Genomic DNA, 21,146 nt, shown 5'->3' with positions numbered 1-21,146 from the left:
CGGTCTGAAGCCCTCCCTCCCTGAAGGACGTTGGCCCGAACAACCATCCCCCCACCCCCGGCCACAGAGGGTCGCGTGGACGGTGCCCACCTCCACCGCGCCCTGGCTCTGCACACCAGATCCGTCATCGACGCTCGACCGACGAGGGCCCCATGACTTCCAGCGTTCCAGGCACGACCCCCACGTTCCGCTCAGACACTCATGCCGTGGCGATCGGGCAGGCCGTCAAGGCGGCGACCGCTCACGCCGGGCGAACCCAGGCAGAGCTGTCGACCGAGGCGGACATCGGGCTCAACAGCCTGTCGCGACGGTTGAACGGCCACGTGCCGTTCACGTTTCCCGAGCTCGTGCGTGTCTGCCGCGTCCTCGCGATCCCCCTCGCCGACCTGACGGAGCGCGCCGAGCGGATCGCCGCGTCCCGTTCGGCATGAGGACCGTGCCCGTCGTCACTCCCCGCGGTAGGCCACCTCCAGCCCGGCGACGTCGATCTTGCCCATCTTCAGCATCGCGTTCATGGCGCGCAGGTTCGCCTCCGTCGTGTAGTCGCCGGACAGCTCCTCGAGCTGCCTCGGGATCACCTGCCAGGAGATGCCGAACTTGTCCTTGCACCAGCCGCAGGGCCCGGGCTCGCCGCCGTCGGACGTCAGCACGTCCCAGTACCGGTCCACCTCCTCCTGCGAGTCCACGCGCAGGTAGAAGCTGAACGCCTCGTTCAGCGTGAACTCGGGCCCCGCGTTCAGCCCGGTCACAGGAAGCCCGGCTACCGTGAACTCGACGACGAACGGTTCGCCGGCCTCGGCCCCCGGGACGCCCTCGGGCGAGGTGAGCACGGAGTCCACCGACGACCCCGGGATGTGCTCGGCGTAGAAGGCCGCCGCCTCGTGCGCGCGGTTGTTCCCGAACCACAGGTGCGTGCGTGCGGTCACCATGGGCCGCTCCCTCCTGACGGGCACCGTCCCTCGCGGCCGGTGCGGCACACGTCCCGACCGGCGGGCGAACCGGAACTCATCGGTGTCGGTGCACCCCACCGGCGACCCGATCGACGAAGGTAGAGAACATGCCGCTTCCCGTCAGCCCCGAGATCCTGGTGGTGCTGGGCACCCGCCCCGAGGCCATCAAGTTGTTCCCCCTGATCCAGCGCCTGCAGGACCACCCGCGGCTGCGCCCGGTGGTCGTCACGACCGGGCAGCACAAGGAGCTCGTGGACTACGTGCTGCAGGAGGCCGGGTGCGAGATCGCGGCCGACCTCGGCGTGGGGCGTCCCGGGCTGACGCTCAACCAGCTCTCGTCGTCGGTGATCGCGGGGCTCGACGAGTTCGTCGCCGGCAGGTACGGGCCGCCGCCCGAGCGCATGACCGGGCGCATCCGCGAGGACCACTACCCCGCGGCCTGCATCGTGCACGGCGACACCTCCAGCGCGGCGGCCGCCGCCGTCGCGGCGTTCCACCTGCGCATCCCCGTGCTGCACGTCGAGGCGGGCCTGCGGACCGGCACCACGCTGTCCCCGTTCCCCGAGGAGCTCAACCGTCAGCTGATCGGTCGGATCGCGTCGTTCCACGCGGCCCCGACCCGGCAGAACGTGCAGAACCTCGTGCGCGAGGGCGTCGACATCGGCCGCACCTTCGTCACCGGCAACACCGGCATCGACGCGCTCCAGTGGGCGGCCGCGCGCGAGGTCCCGTACGGGCGGCCCGAGCTCGACTGGCTCGAGGACGACGCGACGTCGCGCGTCATCACCGTCACCGCCCACCGCCGGGAGAACTGGGGGGACGGCATCGCGTCCATCGCGCGCGCGGTCCACCGCCTGGCCGACGCCCACCCGGACGTCCGGTTCGTCGTCCCGGTGCACCCCAACCCCCGGGTGGCGCAGACCGTGCGCGCCGAGCTCGACGACGTCGCCGCCGTCACCCTGACGCAGCCGATGGAGTACCACACGTTCGCGCGCCTGCTCGCCCGGTCCACCGTGGTGATCACCGACTCGGGCGGCATCCAGGAGGAGGCGCCCACCTTCGGCGTCCCGGTGCTGGTGGCCCGCACGACCACGGAGCGCACCGAGGGCGTGGAGGCGGGCACGCTCGAGCTGGTCGGCACCGACGCGGACACGATCGTCGCGGCCGCCACCCGCGTCCTGACCGACCCCGCCGCGCACGCCGCGTTCTCCGACCAGCCCAACCCGTACGGCGACGGGCACGCCTCGGGGCGCATCGTCGACGCCCTGGAGCACCTCGTCTTCAACACCCCCGTGCCCCGCACGTCCGGCCCCGGCTTCGTCCGCGCCCAGGTGCTCGAGTGGGCCGGTTTCCACCGCACCGACGCGGTGGACGGCCCCGAGTTCGTGCGCGAGCCGGCGCCCGTCGACCGCGTGCCCCAGGACCTCGAGGGCGTCGTCATCGCCCCGAAGTCCACCGTCGACCCCTACGACGCCGACCTGTCCGAGGCCGGTCGGTCCCCGGTGACCGAGTGAGCGGCGTCGCGTCCGCCGCGACGGTGGCGGCGAGCGCCCCCTGGTGGGACCCGTACCGCGGCATGCCCGTGGGCGTGCAGGTGCTGATGTGGTTCCTGCTGGCCCTGACGCTGGTCACGTTCTGCGTGATCGTGTGGCTCGTCGTGCGCGCGTGGTTCGAGCGCCGGCGCCAGCGCAAGGCGGTCGAGGCCGCGCGCGAGGAGGACTACTTGTGGGTCTTCGTCGTTCCGGCGCTCAACGAGGAGGTGACGATCGCCGACAGCGTCAGCCGCCTCGTCGCCGTCGAGGCGACGCACAAGGCGATCGTCGTCGTCGACGACGGGTCCGACGACGGCACGCCGGAGGTGCTCGCCCGGCTGCGGGCCGAGGTTCCCGAGCTCCAGGTGCTGCGCCGCGAGCTGCCGAACGCCCGCGTGGGCAAGTCCGCGGGGCTCGACAACGCGTGGGAGTTCATCCACGACGAGGTCCTCACCGGCCGGTACGCCGGATGGCCGACGACGCGCGTCGTCGTCGGCGTCGTGGACGCCGACGGGCGCATCCCCGCCGACGCGCCCCACGCCCTGGCCGGGACGTTCACGGACGAGCGGGTGGGCGGCGTGCAGGCGCTGGTCCGGATCTACAACCGCCGGCACTACCTCACGTGGGGCCAGGACGTGGAGTTCGGCGTCATGGCGTACGTGTACCAGCTCGGCCGGTCCGCGTGGGGCACGGCGAACATGGGCGGCAACGGACAGTACGTGCGGCTCGCCGCGCTGGACGACGTCGTCACGACGGAGAACCTGCCCCCGGGGGTCGAGCGCGGTCCCTGGCGCGACCGCCTCACCGAGGACCAGGACATCGGCGTGCGGCTGATCCGCGCCGGGTGGCGCGGTCGCCAGACGGTCCTGACCACCGTCGACCAGCAGGGCGTCACGAGCATGCGCCGGCTGTTCAAGCAGCGCGTGCGCTGGGCGCAGGGGAACTGGCAGGCGTTCAGCCTGCTGCGCGGTGCGCTGCGGGCGCCGGTGTCGGTCGGGGCGCGCGTCGACCACCTCGCCTACCTGCTCATGCCGCTGCTGCAGCTGCTCATGGGCCTCGGCCTGGTGCTGTCGCTGGTGTTCTGGTTGTTCGGCGACGTCCCGTTCGTCTCCGGCTGGTGGCCGTCGCTGGTGTTCTTCGCGACCATCGCCCTGGTGCCGAGCTTCCTGTCCCTGCTCATGACCAACGAGCCGGGGCGGCACCCGTTGCTGCGCGCGGTGTTCGGCCTCTTCCCGTACATGCTCTACACCTGGCTGCTGTGGCCGGTGGTCACCGTCTCGCTCGTGCGCGAGCTGCTGGGGCGGCGCACCTGGACCAAGACGGACCGCGAGCCCCTCGACGCCAACCTGCCCGACGACGTCGAGCAGGATCCCGCGCCCGCGACCTGACGGTCACGACGCCGCGAGGCGCGCCTTCTCGTGCTCGACGTCGAAGGTCGCGGCGGGCCACTGCGGGTCGATGTCCTCCAGGGCGTCCAGGAGCAGCGCCTGGACGGCGAGGCGCGCGTACCACTTGGCGTTCGCCGGCACGACGTACCAGGGCGCGTGCTCGGTGGACGTGCGCTCGAAGACGGTCTGGAAGGCGTCCATGTACGCCGGCCACAGCAGCCGCTCGTCGACGTCGCCCGGGTTGTACTTCCAGTGCTTGTCGGGGCGCTCGAGCCGCTCGCCGAGCCGCGCCTTCTGCTCCTCGGGCGAGATGTGCAGCATCACCTTGACGATGCGGGTGCCGCGCGCCACCAGCTCGGCCTCGAACGCGTTGATCGCGCCGTAGCGCCGCTCGATCTCCTCGGGCGGGGCGAGCTCGCGTACCCGGCCGATGAGGACGTCCTCGTAGTGCGAGCGGTCGAAGACGCCGATGAAGCCCGCCGGCGGCACCTCCCGCGCCACCCGCCACAGGAAGTCGTGGGACAGCTCCTGCGGCGTCGGCTTCTTGAACGCGACCAGGTGGACGCCCTGCGGGTCGGTGGCGCCGATGACGTGGCGCACGATGCCGCCCTTGCCCGCCGAGTCCATCGCCTGCAGCACGAGGAGCACGGCCGGCGCGGACGGGTCCTCGCGGCTCTGGGCGTACAGGCGCTCCTGCAGCTCGTCGAGCTCCGCCTCGCCGGCGTGCAGGTCGGCCGCGCCGTCCTTCTTCTTCCCGTCGTACCCCGGCTTCGAGTCCGGGTCGACGTCCGCGAGGCGGAACCCCTCCCGGACCCGCAGCAGCTCGCCCGGCTCGCCCGACCACCCACGCTGGCTCTTCGCGATCATGGGCACATCATGGCGGACACGACCGGGCCCGTCGCCCCCGAGGGGGACGACGGGCCCGGTCGGTGCTCGCGAGGCGCGTGCCGGGGTCGGGCGGACCCTACTTCCGCGCGGCGCGCTCCGCGGCCTCCACCGCGTTGCGGAACAGCATGGCGATCGTGGTGGGGCCCACGCCGCCGACGCGGGGCGTGATCGCCCCGGCGACCTCGGCGCAGGACTCGTCCACGTCCGGCAGCAGCTTGCGACCCTCGTACCGGACCCCGCCGCCGACCACGGTGACTCCCGGCGTCAGGTGCTCGGGCTGCAGGATGCCCGGGACGCCCGCGGCCGCGATCACGATGTCGGCGCGCTTCGTGTACTCCGGCCAGTCGGGCACCCCGGTGTGGACGACGGTGACCGCCGCGTTCGCCGTCGGGCGCTTCTGCGAGAGCAGCAGGGCCAGGGGCCGCCCGAGCGTCGTGCCGCGGCCGAGGATGCAGACCTCCCGCCCGGCGACCGGGATCTCGTAGTGCGCCAGGATCGCCTCGATCCCCGCCGGCGTCGCCGGCACCGGACCGGGCATGCCCAGCGCGAGGCGCCCCATGTTCACGGGGTGCAGGCCGTCGACGTCCTTGTCCGGGTCCAGCGCGAGCATGGCCGCGTCGAAGTCGATCTGCGGGGGCGTCGGGTTCTGGATGAGGACGGAGTCGACGTCGTCGGCGTCGTTCATCTCGCGCACCGCGGCCAGGACGTCCGCCTGGGTGGCGTCCTGCGGGAGGTGGATGTGCGGCGAGGTGAAGCCGAGCTCGGTCGCCTTGTCCATCTTCATCCGGATGTACCCGGCGCTCGCCGAGTCGTCCCCGACGAGGATCGTGCCGAGGCCGGGGCGGTGCCCCGCCGCGACCAGCGCGTCGATCCGCGGTGCGAGGTCCGCGAAGACCGCGTCCGCGACCGGCTTGCCGGGCAGCAGGCGGGCCGTCACTGCTGCAGCCCGGGGTAGAGCGGGAAGTCGGCGGTGAGCTTCGCGACGCGGGCCGCGAGGGCGTCGACGTCGGCGGAGGCGCCGTCGCGCAGCGCGACCGCGATGATGTCCGCGACCTCGGTGAACTCGGCGTCGCCGAACCCGCGGGTGGCGAGCGCCGGGGTGCCGATCCGCAGGCCGGAGGTGACGCGCGGGGGGCGCGGGTCGAACGGCACGGCGTTGCGGTTCACGGTGATGCCGGCGTCGTGCAGGAGGTCCTCCGCCTGCTGGCCGTCGAGCGAGGAGTGGCGCAGGTCCACGAGCACCAGGTGCACGTCGGTGCCGCCGGTGAGGACGGACACGCCCTGCTCCGCGACATCCGCCTGGGACAGGCGCTCGGCGATGATCCGCGCGCCGCGCAGGGTGCGCTCCTGACGGTCCTTGAACGCGTCCGTGCCGGCGACCTTGAACGCCACGGCCTTGGCCGCGATCACGTGCATGAGCGGGCCGCCCTGCTGGCCCGGGAACACGGCCGAGTTGATCTTCTTGGCGTGCTCCTCCTTGCTCAGGATGAAGCCGGAGCGGGGGCCGCCGATGGTCTTGTGCACCGTGGAGGAGACGACGTCGGCGTGCGGCACGGGGCTCGGGTGCAGGCCCGCGGCCACGAGGCCGGCGAAGTGCGCCATGTCCACCCAGAGCTTGGCGCCGACCTCGTCCGCGACCTCGCGGAACGCGGCGAAGTCGAGCTGGCGCGGGTACGCGGACCAGCCGGCGATGATGACGTCCGGGCGGTGCTCGAGGGCGCGCTTGCGCACCTCGTCCATCTCGATCCGGTACGACTGCGGGTCCACGCCGTAGGCGCCGACGTCGTAGAGCTTGCCGGAGAAGTTGATCTTCATGCCGTGCGTGAGGTGGCCGCCGTGGGCCAGCTCGAGGCCGAGGATCTTGTCGCCCGCGTTGATGAGGGCGTGCAGCACGGCCGCGTTGGCCTGCGCGCCGGAGTGCGGCTGCACGTTGGCGGCCTCGGCCCCGAACAGGTCCTTGGCGCGGGCGATCGCGAGGTTCTCCGCGATGTCGACCTGCTCGCAGCCGCCGTAGTACCGGCGACCCGGGTAACCCTCGGCGTACTTGTTGGTCAGCACGCTGCCCTGCGCCTGCAGGACGGCGCGCGGGACGAAGTTCTCGCTCGCGATCATCTCGAGGGTGTCGCGCTGGCGGGCCAGCTCCCCCTCGAGGACGGCCGCGATCTCGGGGTCGAGCTCGGCCAGGGGCGCGTTGAACGTGGGGTCGGGAGTGCTCATCAGGCGTTCTCCTGCGTGTGTCGGACGGCGGTCGGACGATGTCGGACATGGTGCCGGGGCATCGTGTCAATCGGCGACCGGGCCCAGGCGAACGACCCGTCGTCTGCACAGCGCGTCGCTCCCCGGTGGTGATCCACCTGTACGCCAGTCGCGACTCTCGCGATCCTAGCCGATCCCCTCCGCCCGCCGCCGTGGTGCCCAGAGGGTGTCCCCAACCTGCCGAGGTAGTCCGATTCCCCGCGAGGTAGTGGTCCAGTCCACTACCTCGCGGGGATGCGGACTACCTCGGCAGGGCAGGTGTCGTAGCCCCAGGTCAGGCGGTCGAGCGGTCGAGGCGCAGCAGCCGCACGCCGTGCGCAGGGATGTCGACGTCGAGCACGCTGTCGCCGCCGGTCCCGGGGCCCGGGGCGCCGAGCGCCACCCGCTCGCCGGACCACACGTCGACGACGGCGCCGGGGCGCCCGGGCAGGCCCGCGGCCGCGGCGAGCACGCGCACGCGGCTCGGCTCGTCCGCGGTGCTGAACAGCCCGACCCAGCGCGTGGCGTCCGCGCCGTCGCCCGTGGCGGCGCCCCAGACGACCGTCTCGCCGCCCGCGGGGCCCTCGCGTAGCAGCTCGCGCCCGCCGGAGGACCGGTGCGCGACCTCGAGGACGCCGGGGTGGACGAGGTCCGCGACGGTGGCGGCGTCGGAGGTGGGCAGGTCGCCTCCCACGAACAGCGGCGAGCGGGCCAGGCACCACAGGCTGAGCATCGTGCGCCGCTCGTCGACGGTGAGCAGCGAGTCGCGCGGGGCGCCGCGCTCTGCCCGCAGGCCGATGCGCCCGAGCGGCAGCATGTCGGCGTCGGCCCAGCCGGCCGGCCCGGAGTGCGGCGCCCAGCGGGCCATGCGGCCGAGCTGCGCCTCGACGTCGGGCCAGCGGTCCCACAGGTCGTCGGAGACGCGCCACATGTCGGCGTGCTCGCGCAGGTGCTCCAGGTGCGCAAGGGAGAGGTCGGTGCCGGGCGACAGGGACACGACGACGCGCCGACCGTGGTTCAGCTCGGCACGGCGGACGGCGAGCGACAGCGCCTCGACGGCGCCCGCGTGGTACGGCGCCAACATGTCGTCGACCTTGAGGAAGTCGACGCCCCAGCCGACGACGTGGTCGATCATCGCGTCCAGCCAGGCCTGTGCGCCGGGGTGGTCGACCCGCAGGCCGTAGCAGTCGGAGTTCCACGGGCAGGTGCTGGTGGCGTCGGCGATCTCGCCGGTGCGGTACGGCGTGCCGAGCACGGGCAGATCGGCCTCGACGACCCGGCGGGCGATGCCGCGCATGAGGTGGATGCCGAACCGCAGGCCGAGGTCGTGCACGGCGGCGGCGAGCGGGGCGAAGCCCTGGCCGCCGGCCGCCGACGGGAAGCGCGCGACCACGGGCTGCAGGAACCCGCGCTCGTCGAAGAGCACGGGCGCGGCGGCGTTGTACCCGCCGGGCCGCGCGGTCGGCTCGTACCACTGGATGTCGACGACGACGGTGTCCCAGCCCGCGCGGGCCATCGCCCCGCCGTCGTGGCCGGCCAGGAAGCGCGCGTTGGCGAGCACCTCGTCCTCGGTCACCGTGGTGCCGTAACCGTCCCAGGAGTTCCAGCCCATGGGCGGGCGGGTCAGCACGGCGCGGTCGGCGGCCCTGTCGGCGGCCCTGTCGGCGGCCCTGTCGGCGGCCCGATCGGCGGCCGGCGTGGTCGGGTCGTGCGGCATCGCTCCCCCTCATGGCGCCCCCGGCGCTCGTACATCGTTGTAGAGGGCGCCATCCTGCCCTGCGGCGCGGCGCCCGGTCAACGGCGCGACGGCGCGCGGCGGCGGCCGGGCGGCGACCGGGCACACGCCTGTCCATCGTTGCAGAGCCGTGACCCGGGCCACTTGACCGCGGCGAGCGGCCCATGCCAGATTGGGCGCCGTCGATGGCTCTTCATCGATGTAAACCGCCCGGAGCGACGCCGCTCCGGCCGCGGACCGGATCTCCGAGAGGACCCCGTGATGAGGAAGTCACGCCTGATCGCCGGCATCGTCACAGCCGTGGTGGCCGCCGGCACCGTCACCGCCTGCAGCTCCGGCAGCGGGAGCGGCGGCTCCGACGACGGCACGCTCACGTTCATGTTCCGCGGCGGCGACGACGAGAAGAAGGCCTACCAGGAGGCCATCGACCGCTTCACCGAGGACACCGGCGTGAAGGTGAAGATGATCGTCACCTCGGCCGACCAGTACGCGCAGAAGCTCCAGGCCGCGGTCGCGGGGAACAAGGTCCCGGACGTCTTCTACATCGAGCAGGCCAGCCTCCAGTCCTACGTCGGCTCCGGCGTGCTCATGGACATCACGGACCAGGTGGCCGAGCAGGGCGTCGACCTCGACAACATCTGGCCCTACGGCGTCGACTCCTACCGCTTCGACGGCACCACGCAGGGCACCCCCGACGGCAAGCTCTACGGCCTGCCCAAGGACATCGGCCCGTTCGCGTTCGGCTACAACGCCGACATGCTGAAGAAGGCCGGCATCGACCGGCCGGACCCGGACAAGCCCCTGACCTGGGACGAGTGGCTCAAGATCTGCCAGAAGGTCACCCAGGACACCGACGGCGACGGCGAGACCGACCAGTGGGGCACCGGCCTCAACGTGCAGTGGAACTCGCAGTCCTTCGTGTGGAGCAACGGCGGCGACTGGACCAACGAGGACCACACGAAGGTCACGGTCGACAGCCCCGAGTTCGCCGAGGCGATCCAGTTCATCGCCGACCTCACCACCGAGGGCGTCACCCCCAATCCCGAGCAGGCGCAGACCCTCGACACCTACCAGCGCTTCATGGCCGGGGAGATCGGCTTCTTCCCCGTCGGCCCGTGGGACATGAGCGTCTACAACGACCTCGACTTCGAGTACGACCTCATGCCCTGGCCCGTCGGCAAGACCGGCGAGACGGCGACCTGGGTCGGCTCGCTCGGCATCGGCGTCTCCAGCACCACGAAGCTGCCCGAGGACGCCGTGAAGCTGGCGACCTACCTCTCCACGGACGAGTCCGCGCAGCAGACCCTGGTCGACGCCAGCGTGCAGATCCCGAACCGGATCGACACCGCCGAGCAGTGGGCGGCCGAGGTCGACGAGGACGACACGCTCAAGCCGAAGAACCGCCAGGAGTTCCTCGACATCGCCGAGGACTACGGCCGCGAGATGCCGGCGTCGTTCACCTACGGCGCCGAGTGGTACGACGAGCTGTGGGTGGGGATCCAGCCCGTCCTCGACGGCAAGCAGACGGCCGCGGACTACCTCGCCGAGGTGCAGCCGCGCATGCAGGAGCTGCTGGACCAGTCGAACGACCAGGCCGCGCAGGCCGCCGCCGCCGGCACCGCGCCGTGACGTCCACCGCCACGCCGGCCGCGGCCGGCACCCGCCCCGCGGCGCCGGACCCGGCGACCGCGCCCGCCCGGAGCGGCGGGAGCTCGCGGCTCCACCGCGCCGAGAAGAGGTGGGCGCTGCTGTTCGTCGCCGCGCCCGTCCTCGGCTACCTGCTCTTCATCCTCTATCCCACCGGGTTCGCGCTGTACGCGTCGCTGACGCGGTGGAACGGGCTCGGCCCGATGACGTTCATCGGGCTGGACAACTACGTCGCCCTGCTGCGCGACGAGCGGTTCCACCAGACGCTGTTCAACACGTTCTTCTACATGATCGGCATCCCGATCGGGCTGGCGCTCTCGCTCGCGCTGGCCGTGATGATGAACCGCAAGATCATCGGCCGCACGGCGTTCCGCACCATCTACTACGTGCCCGTGATCTCGTCGATCGCGGCCGTCGCGATCCTGTGGCAGTGGGCCTACAACGGCGACTTCGGGCTGGTGAACCAGTTCCTGGAGCTGTTCGGCATCCAGGGCCCTAACTGGCTGGCCGACCCGCTGTGGGCCATGCCCGCGATCATCATGATGGCCGTCTGGAAGGGCCTCGGGTACTCGATGCTGCTGTACCTGGCGGCGATCCAGTCCGTGCCCCGGTCGCTCTACGAGGCGGCCGAGCTCGACGGCGCGGGCGGCTGGCAGAAGTTCCGCTCCATCACGCTCCCGATGGTGCAGCCGGTGACCTTCTTCCTCGTGGTCACGCAGGTCATCGGCGGCGCCATGATCTTCATCGAGATCCAGATCATGACCCCCACCGGCGGCCCGGAGTACTCGACGGCGTCCGTCGTCTACCACATCTGGCTGCAGGCGTTCCGGTACCAGCAGATGGGCTACGCCACCGCGATGTCGGTGGTGCTGGGGCTCCTCATCCTCGTCATCACGCTCATCCAGTTCCGGCTGAACAAGCGCAACGCCGGCTTCGTCGTCGACTGAGGCCAGGGAGACACCATGACCACCACGACCCCCGCCACGACTCCCGTCCCCCCGCCCGCCGGGGAGGCCGCCGGCGGCCCGCGCCTGGGCCGCCGCACGCGCTCGCGCCTCACCGACACGGTCGTGTGGGTCGTCCTCGCAGCGGGCGCGGTCTTCATGATCGCCCCGCTGGTGTGGATGCTCTCCACGTCCCTGAAGACCAAGCTCGAGGTCTTCGCGCTGCCGCCGGTGTGGATCCCCCAGGTGCCCCAGTGGGACACCTACGTGCGGATGTGGACCGACTCGTACGTGCTCGACGGCATCAGGAACAGCCTCGTCGTGTCGCTCAGCGTCACGGTGATCGGCACGTTCACCTGCTCCCTGGCGGCGTTCGCGCTCGCCAAGATGCGCATGCCGTTCAAGAACGCGATCTTCATCGGCCTGCTCACGGGCATCATGATCCCGTTCCCGACGATCATGATCCCGCAGTTCGTGATGTTCTCGAAGATCGGCTGGGTGGACACCCTGTGGCCGCTCATCGTCCCCGCGATCTTCGGCAACATCGTGATGATCTTCTTCCTGCGCCAGTACCTGGCGAGCGTGCCGGACTCGCTCGTCGAGGCCGCGAAGATCGACGGCGCCTCCTACTGGCAGATCTTCTGGCGCATGATCATGCCGATCATCCGGCCGGCCGTCGCCGCCCAGTTCATCCTCTGGTTCATGGCGGTCTGGAACGACTACCTGGCGCCGATCCTGTACCTGAACACCCCGGAGCGGCAGACGCTCCAGGTGGTCATCGCCACCATGAACGTCCAGTACGCGACGCAGCGCGACTACCCGCTGATCATGGCGGCGTCCGTGGTCGCGGTGCTGCCCATCCTCGTGGTCTTCCTCGTCTTCCAGCGGCAGATCATCGAGTCCGTCGCCCTGACCGGCACGAAGGGCTGACATGACCGACACCTCGACCTGGGGCGGGCGGCACGTGCACGATCCCACCGCCGTGCGGGACGACGACGGCACCTACTGGCTGTTCTCCACCGACGCCCGCTCGGACGGCCCCGTGCGCGGCGGCGTGCAGGTGCGGCGCTCGGCGGACCTCGTGTCGTGGGAGCTGCACGGCTGGGCCCTGCCGGGCGTGCCCGGGCCGGCGGCCGACTGGTCCGGCGCCCAGGGGCTCTGGGCGCCCGAGGTGGTGCGCGTCGAGACGGCGGCGGGACCGCTGTGGCGCATGTACTACTCGGCGTCCACGTTCGGGTCCCGGCGCTCGGCGATCGGCCTGGCCGACGCGCCGCACCCCGCCGGCCCGTGGACGGACCGCGGGATCGTCGTGGCGAGCGAGCACGTGGAGCCGCCGGTCGGCCTCGGGCACCCCAACGCGATCGACGCGAACGTGGTGACGGAGCCCGACGGAACGCAGTGGCTGGTGTACGGGTCCTTCTTCGGCGGGATCCACGCGTTGCCGCTCGACCCCGCCACCGGCCTCGTCGCCGACGGCCTCGCCCCCGCGCCGGGGGCGCTGCACGCCGCGCCGGGCCGCCTGCTGGCCCGCCGGGCGCGGGCGGCCGACGGCGCGGTCGAGGGGGCGTTCGTGCTCCCCCGCCCGGGCGGCGGCTGGGCGCTGCTCGTCTCCTACGACTCCCTCGCGGACAGCTACCACCTGCGCGCGGCCGTCGGCGACTCCGTCGCGGGCCCCTTCCGCGACCGCGCCGGGCACCTCATGACCGACGTCGACGCCGACCCGTGGTCGGTCGGGGTGCCGGTGCTCGCCGGGCACCGGCACGCCGGCGGCCCGGGCATCCTCGCGCCGGGCCACGCGTCGGTGCTCACCGAGCGCGTGCCCGCCGCGGGCGACGGCTCGCTCGGGCGCCAGCTGCTGGTGCACCACGTGCGCGACGCCGACGCGCCCACCGAGCACCGGCTCCAGCTGCGGCGGCTCGTGTGGACGCACGACGGGTGGCCGCTCGTCTCCCCGCAGCCGTGGGCCGGCGTCCGCCGCGAGGTGGACGACCCCGCGCTCTGGCCGGTCCACGCCACGGTGCTCGACGGCACGTGGGAGCAGCTCACCCCCGGCGCCGACCCGACGCGCGTGCAGGACGCCGTCACCGGCCCGCTCGCCTGGCCGCACGACCAGCGCGCCGACGTCAGGGCCCTCGGCGGCGGCCGCTTCGCGTGGACCGCCGCGGACGGCGCGGCCGTGTCCGCCGTCGTGCACCCCGGGTGGGACGCCGTGCGCGACCGCGCGACGCTCTGCCTCGAGGCCCTGGACGACGCCGGCCGCGTCACCCTCGCGACGAGGCTCCCGTGACCGCCGCCGAGCCCCGCCAGGACGCGACCGGCACGGCGACCGGCACCGTCGCCGGAGCCGTGGCGGACGCCGAGGTGCCGGGCTGGGCGGGCGGCGTCATGCTCGCGCTGCGCTGGGCGACGCTGCTCGTCGAGGTCACCGTCATGGTGGTGCTGGGGACGCTCGCCGGCGGCGTGCTGCTCGGGCTTGGCCCGGCCCTGCGCGCGGGCGGCGTCGTCGCGCGGCGGATGACGGCCGAGCCCACGCCGTGGCGCACCTTCTGGCGCACGTGGCGCGACGGGTTCGGCCGCACCAACGCGCTGTTCGCACCGCTCTGGGTGGTGGCCGCGCTGCTGTGGTGCGACGCCGCCGCGCTGGGTGTGCTCGACGGCGGCGGGCTGACCGGCGGCCCGGGCCGTGCCGTGCTGCGGGCCGGGCTGCTCGTCGTCGGGGCGTGGGCGGTCGTCGTGCTGGCGTGCTGGCCGGTGGTCGTCGCGCGCTACGCGCGGGGCGCGGTGGAGACCTGGCGGCTCCTGCTGCTCCTCCCCCTGCTCGGCCCCGCGACATCCCTCGCGGTGCTGGTGGTGGCGGCCGTGACGGTCGTCGTCGGCTGGGCGCTGCCGCTGCTCGCCGTGCTCGCCGCCCCCGGCTTCTGGCTGTGGGCGACGGGCCGTCTCGCGGCCGACCGGCTCGACCGGATCGACGCGCAGGTCACGGGAGGCGCCTCGACCGGACGGTGACGCCAGCTCTCCCATCGGGTCACAAGAACTCTTGTACAACATCTCTTGTCGGTCTACGGTGGCGGGATGACGCAGCCACTGACACCACCCGAGGACCCGCGCCCCGACGACGCGCCGGAGCCGCCCGCCCCGGTGCGCACCGTCACCGAGGCGAAGGCCCTCGCCGCCCTCGCCAACCCCTACCGGGCCCGCCTGATGGACGCGCTCAAGGTCGACGGGCCCTCCACCGCGTCCGCGCTGGCCCGCCGCACCGGCCAGGCCGTCGGCAGCGCCAGCCACCACCTCAAGGTGCTGCACGAGGCCGGCCTGGTGGCCGAGGCGCCGGAGCTCGCCCGGAACCGGCGCGAGCGCTGGTGGCGCCTCGTCGCGCCGCGCCTGCGCTGGTCGCGCCAGGACTTCGCCGAGGACACCGCCGCCGTCACCGCCGCGCAGGCCGCCGAGGCCCTCAACCTCCAGCGCCAGGTCGACCGGGTGCGCGGCTGGGTCGCGAACGCCGAGTCCGTCCCCGAGTGGGACCGGGCCGCGTTCTCCACCGAGACGTGGCTGCACCTGTCGCCCGCCGAGCTCGCCGAGCTCGGCGACGAGATCACCGCCGTCCTCGTGCGCTGGGCGGAGCGCCCGCGCCCGGACGACGACGTCGAGCGCGAGCCCGTGCTCGTCTTCGGCCGCGGGTTCCCGGCCCAGCCATGACCGCCGCCCCGGGGAGGGCGGCCGCGCCGCCGGCCGTCCCGCTCACCCGCAACGCGGGCTTCCGCCGCCTCTGGGTCGGCGAGGGCGTCAGCGTGCTGGGCAACGCGACGACGTCGGTGCTGCTCCCGCTCGTCGCCGTGCTCGAGCTCGACGCCGGGGCCGCGGTCGTCGGCCTGCTCACCGCGGCGGCGTGGCTGCCGTGGCTGGTCGTGGGGCTGCCGGCGGGCGCGTGGGTCGACCGGCTCCCGGCCCGGGCCGTGATGATCGTGGCCGACCTGGTCGCCGCCGTCGCGATCGGTAGCGTCCCCGCGGCGGCCGCGCTCGACGCGCTGACCCTGCCGCACCTGGTCGGGGCCGCGCTCACCGCCGGCGTGAGCACGGTGTTCTTCCGCACCGCGTACGTCGTCTTCCTTCCCCAGGTGGTCCCCGACGACCAGCTCGAAGCGGCGAACGCGCGGCTGCTCGGCACCGAGTCGGGCATGCAGGTGGCCGGCCCCGGCGTCGGCGGCGCGATGGCCCAGGCGTTCGGCGCGGCCGCGGGGCTCGCCCTCGACGCCGCGAGCTTCGTCGTCTCCGCGCTCTGCCTCTGGCGCACCCGGCCGGTGCGCCAGCCCGAGCGGCTCCCCTCGGCGCCGCTGCGGGTCCGCATCCGCGAGGGCGTGGCGTTCGTGGCCTCCGACCGCTACCTGCGCTGGTTCGTCGTCGTGGGCGGGGTGTCCAACTTCGGGCTCACCGGGTACACCGCGCTGCTCGTCCTGTTCCTGGTGCAGACCGTCGGCCTCGGCCCCTCCGCACTGGGCGTCGTCATGACCGTCGGCGCCTGCGGCGGCCTGCTCGGCGCCGCCGTCGCGACGCGGCTCAGCCGGCGCCTCGGCAGCGCCCGCGCGACGGTGCTGCTGCTCGTCGCCGGCGGCCCGCCCGCGCTGCTCGTCGGCCTCGGCGGCGACGGCGCGCGGGTGGCCTGGACGGTGGCCGGGCTGTTCCTGGTCGGCCTCGCGGTCGTGGCGGGCAACGTGCTGCGCGGCGCCTGGCGGCAGCGCTACGTGCCGGCGCCGCTCATGGGCCGGGTCGTGACCACCAGCCAGTTCGTCAACTTCGGCACGATGCCGCTCGCCGGCCTGGCCGCGGGCGCACTCGGGGAGCTGATCGGCGTCCGCGAGACCGTGCTGCTCATGGCCGCCGTGCACTGCGCCGCGTGCCTGTGCGCGCTCCGCAGCCCCCTGCGCGGCCTGCGGGACATGCCGGCACCCCGGGAGGTGCCGCGGGAGCTCACGCCGACGCGCTGACCGCCGTCGCGAGCTCCTCGTTGCCGCCGGGCTGCACCGCGACCACCTTCTCCTCGCCGTCGCGGGCGTCGCCGGTGGACTCGCGGCCCACCACGCGGGAGTCGGGGATCACGCGGCGGAACGGCCGGTCGCCGCCGCCAGCGATCCGCTCGACGAGCAGGTCCACCGCGGTGCGGGCGATCTGCTCGCGACCCGGGTCCACCGAGCTGATCGTGGGCACCGAGTAGCGCACGTCGTCGACGTCGTCGAAGCCCACGAGGGCGACGGCGCCGGGCACGTCGACGCGCCGGGCGTGCAGCGCGTGCAGGGCGCCCAGCGCCATCGCGTCGTTGAGCGCGAAGACCGCGTCGATCTCCACGCCCGAGTCGAGCAGGCGGCCCATCGCCTCCGAGCCGGTGGACCGGTGCCACAGCCCCGCCTCGCTCACGAGCGCCGGGTCGTAGGGCAGGCCCGCGGCCGCGAGCCCCTGCCGGTAGCCCTCGGTGCGCAGCGCCGCCGAGCCGACGAGCTCGCCCTCGTGCGCGCCCACGACGGCGATGCGGCGCCGCCCGAGGGACGCGAGGTGCAAGGTGGCGGCGCGGGCCGCTGCCACGTTGTTCATGGTCACGTGGTCGGCGGCGGCGTCGAACACGCGCTCGCCCAGCACCACGAGGGGGAAGTCCACGGTGAAGAGGTCGACGTCGTCCTGGCCGAGCGCCAGCGGGGAGAAGATCACCCCGTCCGTGAGGTGCCGGCGGCGGCCGTCGAGCAGCTCGATCTCCCGGTCGCGCACGGAGCCGGTCTGCTCGATGAGCACGGTGAGGCCCTGCTCCTCCGCGGCGCGGATCACCGAGTCCGCGAGCTCCGCGAAGTACGGCAGCCGCAGCTCCGGCACCGCCAGCGTGATCATGTCCGTGCGCTGCGTGCGCAGGTTCCGGGCCGTGGTGTTGAGGCGGTAGCCGAGGGCCTCGATGGCCTCCTCGACCCGTTCGCGCGTCGCGGGCCGGATGTGCGGGTAGCCGTTGACGACGTTCGACACCGTCTTGATCGACACGCCCGCGCGCTGGGCCACGTCGTGCATGGTCACGCGCATGCCGCTCACCTCCCCGACCGTCGTCGGCCGTCGGACCGCGGGGCCTCCGCGACCGGGATCCAGACGCGCATCGGGCCCTCTCCTCGATTGCCCCACACAGCGTAGGGCACCGCCCGCACGGCCACGGCCATCGCTTCGTCGGGCGCGGCGTCGGGCGCGGTCGCGTACAGCGGGAGGCCCGCCGACCGTCGGGCGACGCCGTCGGCGAGGAGCGTCGCGCCCACGCCGAGCGCGGCGTCGGCCGGGCCGACCCGGACGCCCGCGTCGAGGTCGAGCTCGACGTCGTCGAGGGCGACGCCGGGGTGGTCCACCTGCTCCAGGCAGTGCACGACGGGGCCGCGGGCGAGCGCGACGCAGCCGCGCACCGCGTCCACGCGCGGGTGCGCGCGCAGGGCCCGGGGCTCCATCGGCAGCACGAGCCGCACCCGGCGCGCGCCCGCCGCCACCCGCAGGTACCCGCGCGCGTCCCGGGCCGCCGCGACGTCGACCGGCGTGCCGTCCACCTCCAGGCGGGTGCCAGCCGTGTCCGCCCAGCCGGGCAGGCGCAGCGCCAGGGGCACCGGCGACGGGGCGTCGGCCTCCAGCCGCACGTCGCCGTCCCACGGGTACCCGGTGCGCAGCCGCAGCGGGACGCTCGACCCGGGCACGACGAGGTCCGCGTCGGCGTACAGGTGCACGACGACGGCGCCGTCGCCGCCGGTGGTGGCGACCATCGTGTGCAGCGTCGCGACCAGGCGGGCCAGGTTGGGCGGGCAGCACGCGCACGCGAACCAGCCGCGCCGGCCGGAGGCCTGGTACTCGTCCGCGCCGTCGTGGCCGTCGCGCACCTGCAGCGGGTTCGAGTAGAAGAACGCCGTGCCGTCGGTGGACGCCGCGGCCGCGACCACGTTGTACAGCGCGTGCTCAAGCGAGTCGGCGTACCGCGACTCCCCCGTCGCCAGCAGCATCCGCCAGTCCCACAGCACGCTCGCGACGCCCGCGCACGACTCGGCGTACGCGCGGTCGGGCGGCAGCTCGTACGGGTCGCCGAAGGACTCGTCCTTGTGGCGCGAGCCCATGCCGCCGGTGACGTAGGTGCGCCGGGTGTGCGCGTCGTCCCAGAGGCGGGCGGCGGCGTCGAGCAGGCCACGCTCGCCGGTCTCGAGGTACAGGTCGGTCACGCCGGCCAGCAGGTAGAGCTGGCGCACCGCGTGCCCGGCGACCTCGTCGGCGTCGAGCACGGGCGTGGCGTCCTGGTGATAGGCGGGCTCGAACGGGCCGGAGCCCAGGCGGCCGTGGCCGCGCAGGCCGACCATGCGGCGCGCGGCGTCGAGGTAGGCCGGGTCGCCCGTCTCGCGGTACAGCTCCACCAGGGCCGACTCGACCTCGGGGTGGCCGCAGACCAGGTCCTTCCCGGCCGCGAGGCGTGCGACGACGTCGTCCGCCCAGGACATCGCGAGGTCGAGCAGGTCGTCCTCGCCGGTGGCGCGTGCGCGGGCGACGCCCGCCTGCACCAGGTGCCCCAGCACGTACAGCTCGTGGCCCCAGCGCAGGTCGGCGTACGGGACGGCCGACGGCGCGGCCCCCGCGGAGCCGTCGGACCCGAGCACGTGCGAGTCGAGGTAGCCCGACGGTGCCTGCGCCCGGCGCAGCAGGTCGACGACGCGCCGCACGACGTCCTCGTGCCGGGGCTCGCCCGCCCGCGCGGACTCCCACGCGACCGCCTCGAGCGTCTTGTGCACGTCCGAGTCGGCGAAGGCGAAGCCGCGGTACGGCCCGTCGTGGCGCTCCGGGTCGGCCGGGTCCAGGAGTCGGCGCAGGTTGTCGAGCGCGCCGGAGGTCTCCAGGGCGTCGAGGCAGTGCGGGACCGTCGCGGCGGCGTTGCGCTCCTGCCAGGCGCCGAGGTGCCCCGTGGGCGCCAGCCGCACCGCGTCCGCGGGCAGCGGCCGGGTGGTCGCCGAGGGCAGCGTGCCGCCCACCGGCCCGACGTGGTGCATGCCGAATCTCCTTCGAGTCGTCGGGCCAGAACGTCCCGGCCCACTGGTGCCGTCCCTGGCGACCGTGGTTGACTCTACATCGTTGTACACGCGTCACCGACACTTCGACGAGGAACGTGAGAGACCCATGCCCGATCCCCGCACCGACCCGAGCACCTCCCCCCGCGCCCGGGTCACCCTGCACCCCGACTTCCGCCGCGGCACCGTGGACCGCCGCCTCTTCGGCTCGTTCGTCGAGCACCTCGGCCGCGCGGTCTACACCGGCATCTACGAGCCGGGCCACCCCACCGCCGACGAGCACGGCTTCCGCCGCGACGTCGGTGACCTGATCCACGAGCTGGGCGCGGGGATGGTGCGCTACCCCGGCGGCAACTTCGTGTCCAACTACGTGTGGGAGGACGCCGTCGGCCCCGTGGAGCAGCGCAAGCCGTTCCTCGACCTCGCCTGGCGCACCGTCGAGCCGAACCTCGTCGGCACCGACGAGTTCCTGCAGTGGGCCGAGCGCGAGGGGGTCGAGCCGATGATGGCCGTCAACCTCGGCACCCGCGGCGTCGACGCCGCGGCCGCGCTGGTCGAGTACTGCAACGGCGAGGCCGGCACCCGCTGGGCCGACCTGCGCATCGCCAACGGCCGCGCCGAGCCCTACGGCGTGCGGCTCTGGTGCCTCGGCAACGAGATGGACGGCCCCTGGCAGATCGGCCACAAGGACGCGCACGAGTACGGCAAGCTCGCCGCCGAGGCCGGCAAGGCCATGAAGCTCGTCGACCCGTCGATCTCGCTGGTCGTGTGCGGGTCGTCGTCCATGCAGATGCCCACGTTCGGCGAGTGGGAGCGCACCGTCCTGTCGTACACCTACGACCTGGTCGACCACGTCTCCATGCACGCCTACTACGAGGAGGTCGGCGGCGACCGCGCCTCGTTCCTCGCCTCGGGCACCGCGATGGACCGCTTCATCGACCGCGTCGTCGCCTCCGCCGACGCCGTCGGCGCCGAGCGCCGCAGCGACAAGAAGATCACCATCAGCTTCGACGAGTGGAACGTCTGGTACCTCGAGACCCGCTTCCCGGGCGAGGCCAACCTGCCGATCCAGCGCGACGCCCCGCGCATCATCGAGGACGTCTACTCCGGCCTCGACGCCGTCGTCGTCGGCGACCTGCTGGTCACCCTGCTCAACCACGCCGACCGCGTGCCGGTGGCGTGCCTCGCGCAGCTCGTCAACGTCATCGCGCCGATCATGACCGCCCCCGGCGGCGAAGCGTGGCGCCAGCCCACGTTCCACCCGTTCGCGACGACGTCGCGCCTGGCGCGCGGCACCGCCCTCGACGTCCGCGTCGAGGCCCCGTCGTACGACACGGCCCGCCACGGCGCCGCCCCGCAGGTCACCGCCGCCGCGACGGTGGACGACGACGGTGCGCTGGGCCTGTTCCTCACCAACCGGTCGGACCGCGTGGTCGAGGTCGAGCTGGCGCACGTCGGCGCCGCGCTCGGGCTCGCCGAGGGCTGGCAGATGGTCGCCGACCACGAGCCCGCCGTCGAGGGCCCCGAGCACGCCGCCAAGGTCGCCGAGGCGTGCTGGTCCGCCGTCGACGTCGCGGCCGCGGCCACGCCGTCCGGCGCCGGCACCACGCGCGTGCGCCTCGCGCCCGAGTCATGGACCGCCTTCGCGGGGACGCTCGCGCGCGCCTGACCGCGCCCGACCCACGCCCCGGCTGCCGAACAGGCGGTTGTGGGAGGTCTTGGGGGTTCGGACAGGGGCCAAACCCATTTCCGTATTCTCAAGTTGCTTCGTCCAAGCGG

18 protein-coding genes and 1 riboswitch are annotated in these 21,146 nt (G+C 73.6%); of the genes, 11 read left to right on the top strand and 7 right to left on the bottom strand.

The window, feature by feature from the left end; all coding sequences use genetic code 11:
- Window positions 1-206 precede the first annotated feature (206 nt).
- Window positions 207-431: a helix-turn-helix domain-containing protein gene (locus ACWF41_RS19110; protein ID WP_380321248.1), complete on the top strand. Its 225-nt coding sequence runs from the start codon at window positions 207-209 to the stop codon at window positions 429-431.
- A 15-nt stretch (window positions 432-446) separates the two neighbouring features.
- Here the strand turns inward: ACWF41_RS19110 and ACWF41_RS19105 are convergent, their stop codons facing one another.
- A complete protein-coding gene (locus ACWF41_RS19105) occupies window positions 447-929 on the bottom strand; it encodes a VOC family protein (protein ID WP_380321251.1) in 483 nt (160 codons plus the stop codon).
- A gap of 128 nt (window positions 930-1,057) precedes the next feature.
- Here ACWF41_RS19105 and wecB point away from each other — a divergent pair, with 128 nt between their 5' ends.
- Together wecB and ACWF41_RS19095 are read left to right on the top strand one after the other, a co-directional pair.
- Window positions 1,058-2,464, top strand: coding sequence for a non-hydrolyzing UDP-N-acetylglucosamine 2-epimerase (gene wecB / locus ACWF41_RS19100; protein ID WP_380321254.1), 1,407 nt, complete (start codon window positions 1,058-1,060; stop codon window positions 2,462-2,464).
- Entirely contained in the window at window positions 2,461-3,870 is a 1,410-nt protein-coding gene (locus ACWF41_RS19095) for a glycosyltransferase family 2 protein (RefSeq protein ID WP_380321257.1), read from the top strand. The genes wecB and ACWF41_RS19095 overlap by 4 nt, the downstream gene beginning before the upstream one ends.
- A gap of 3 nt (window positions 3,871-3,873) precedes the next feature.
- On the opposite strand, the gene ACWF41_RS19090 is transcribed toward ACWF41_RS19095, so the two are convergent.
- The 4 genes from ACWF41_RS19090 to ACWF41_RS19075 form a co-directional block, all read right to left on the bottom strand.
- Window positions 3,874-4,737, bottom strand: a complete 864-nt coding sequence (locus tag ACWF41_RS19090; RefSeq protein WP_380321260.1) for a polyphosphate kinase 2 family protein — start codon at window positions 4,735-4,737, stop codon at window positions 3,874-3,876.
- Window positions 4,738-4,834: 97 nt separating this feature from the next.
- Entirely contained in the window at window positions 4,835-5,695 is an 861-nt protein-coding gene (locus ACWF41_RS19085) for a bifunctional 5,10-methylenetetrahydrofolate dehydrogenase/5,10-methenyltetrahydrofolate cyclohydrolase (RefSeq protein WP_380321263.1), read from the bottom strand.
- The gene (gene glyA / locus ACWF41_RS19080; RefSeq protein WP_380321266.1) at window positions 5,692-6,975 is read right to left on the bottom strand and encodes a serine hydroxymethyltransferase; all 1,284 of its coding nucleotides are present in this window, start codon (window positions 6,973-6,975) and stop codon (window positions 5,692-5,694) included. The genes ACWF41_RS19085 and glyA overlap by 4 nt, the downstream gene beginning before the upstream one ends.
- 74 nt (window positions 6,976-7,049) lie before the next feature.
- Window positions 7,050-7,137, bottom strand: a riboswitch (ZMP/ZTP riboswitch).
- Between the two features lie 151 nt (window positions 7,138-7,288).
- On the bottom strand, window positions 7,289-8,710 hold the full coding sequence (locus ACWF41_RS19075; protein ID WP_380321269.1) for a glycoside hydrolase family 27 protein: 1,422 nt from the start codon (window positions 8,708-8,710) through the stop codon (window positions 7,289-7,291).
- A 279-nt stretch (window positions 8,711-8,989) separates the two neighbouring features.
- Between ACWF41_RS19075 and ACWF41_RS19070 the strand changes: the two genes are divergently transcribed.
- From ACWF41_RS19070 to ACWF41_RS19040, 7 genes are all read left to right on the top strand, one after another.
- The gene (locus ACWF41_RS19070) at window positions 8,990-10,357 is read left to right on the top strand and encodes an ABC transporter substrate-binding protein (protein ID WP_380321272.1); all 1,368 of its coding nucleotides are present in this window, start codon (window positions 8,990-8,992) and stop codon (window positions 10,355-10,357) included.
- A complete protein-coding gene (locus ACWF41_RS19065) occupies window positions 10,354-11,322 on the top strand; it encodes a carbohydrate ABC transporter permease (RefSeq protein ID WP_380321275.1) in 969 nt (322 codons plus the stop codon). Before ACWF41_RS19070 ends, ACWF41_RS19065 begins: the two co-directional genes overlap by 4 nt.
- A 15-nt stretch (window positions 11,323-11,337) precedes the next feature.
- Window positions 11,338-12,249 carry a carbohydrate ABC transporter permease gene (locus ACWF41_RS19060; protein WP_380321278.1) on the top strand — a complete coding sequence of 304 codons (912 nt, stop codon included), beginning with the start codon at window positions 11,338-11,340 and terminating at the stop codon, window positions 12,247-12,249.
- Between the two features lies 1 nt (window position 12,250).
- Window positions 12,251-13,606 carry an arabinan endo-1,5-alpha-L-arabinosidase gene (locus tag ACWF41_RS19055; protein WP_380321280.1) on the top strand — a complete coding sequence of 452 codons (1,356 nt, stop codon included), beginning with the start codon at window positions 12,251-12,253 and terminating at the stop codon, window positions 13,604-13,606.
- Complete coding sequence (locus tag ACWF41_RS19050) at window positions 13,603-14,325, top strand: DUF624 domain-containing protein (protein WP_380321282.1); 723 nt, start codon at window positions 13,603-13,605, stop codon at window positions 14,323-14,325. The genes ACWF41_RS19055 and ACWF41_RS19050 overlap by 4 nt, the downstream gene beginning before the upstream one ends.
- Before the next feature lie 66 nt (window positions 14,326-14,391).
- On the top strand, window positions 14,392-15,015 hold the full coding sequence (locus ACWF41_RS19045; protein ID WP_380321285.1) for an ArsR/SmtB family transcription factor: 624 nt from the start codon (window positions 14,392-14,394) through the stop codon (window positions 15,013-15,015).
- The gene (locus ACWF41_RS19040; protein ID WP_380321288.1) at window positions 15,012-16,301 is read left to right on the top strand and encodes an MFS transporter; all 1,290 of its coding nucleotides are present in this window, start codon (window positions 15,012-15,014) and stop codon (window positions 16,299-16,301) included. Before ACWF41_RS19045 ends, ACWF41_RS19040 begins: the two co-directional genes overlap by 4 nt.
- Here the strand turns inward: ACWF41_RS19040 and ACWF41_RS19035 are convergent.
- Window positions 16,285-17,373: a LacI family DNA-binding transcriptional regulator gene (locus tag ACWF41_RS19035; RefSeq protein ID WP_380321291.1), complete on the bottom strand. Its 1,089-nt coding sequence runs from the start codon at window positions 17,371-17,373 to the stop codon at window positions 16,285-16,287. The genes ACWF41_RS19040 and ACWF41_RS19035 overlap by 17 nt on opposite strands.
- Before the next feature lie 5 nt (window positions 17,374-17,378).
- Complete coding sequence (locus ACWF41_RS19030) at window positions 17,379-19,349, bottom strand: glycoside hydrolase family 127 protein (protein WP_380321294.1); 1,971 nt, start codon at window positions 19,347-19,349, stop codon at window positions 17,379-17,381.
- A 127-nt stretch (window positions 19,350-19,476) separates the two neighbouring features.
- On the opposite strand from ACWF41_RS19030, the gene arfA reads away from it, so the two are divergent.
- Window positions 19,477-21,036 (top strand): arabinosylfuranosidase ArfA, encoded by a 1,560-nt coding sequence (arfA, locus tag ACWF41_RS19025; RefSeq protein WP_380321297.1) that lies wholly within the window; start codon window positions 19,477-19,479, stop codon window positions 21,034-21,036.
- Window positions 21,037-21,146 lie beyond the last annotated feature (110 nt).

The sequence above is a fragment of the Isoptericola sp. NPDC055063 genome (assembly GCF_053608125.1).
Note: the sequence above shows the minus strand (reverse complement) of the source record. Positions and strands in the feature narration are given on the sequence as shown.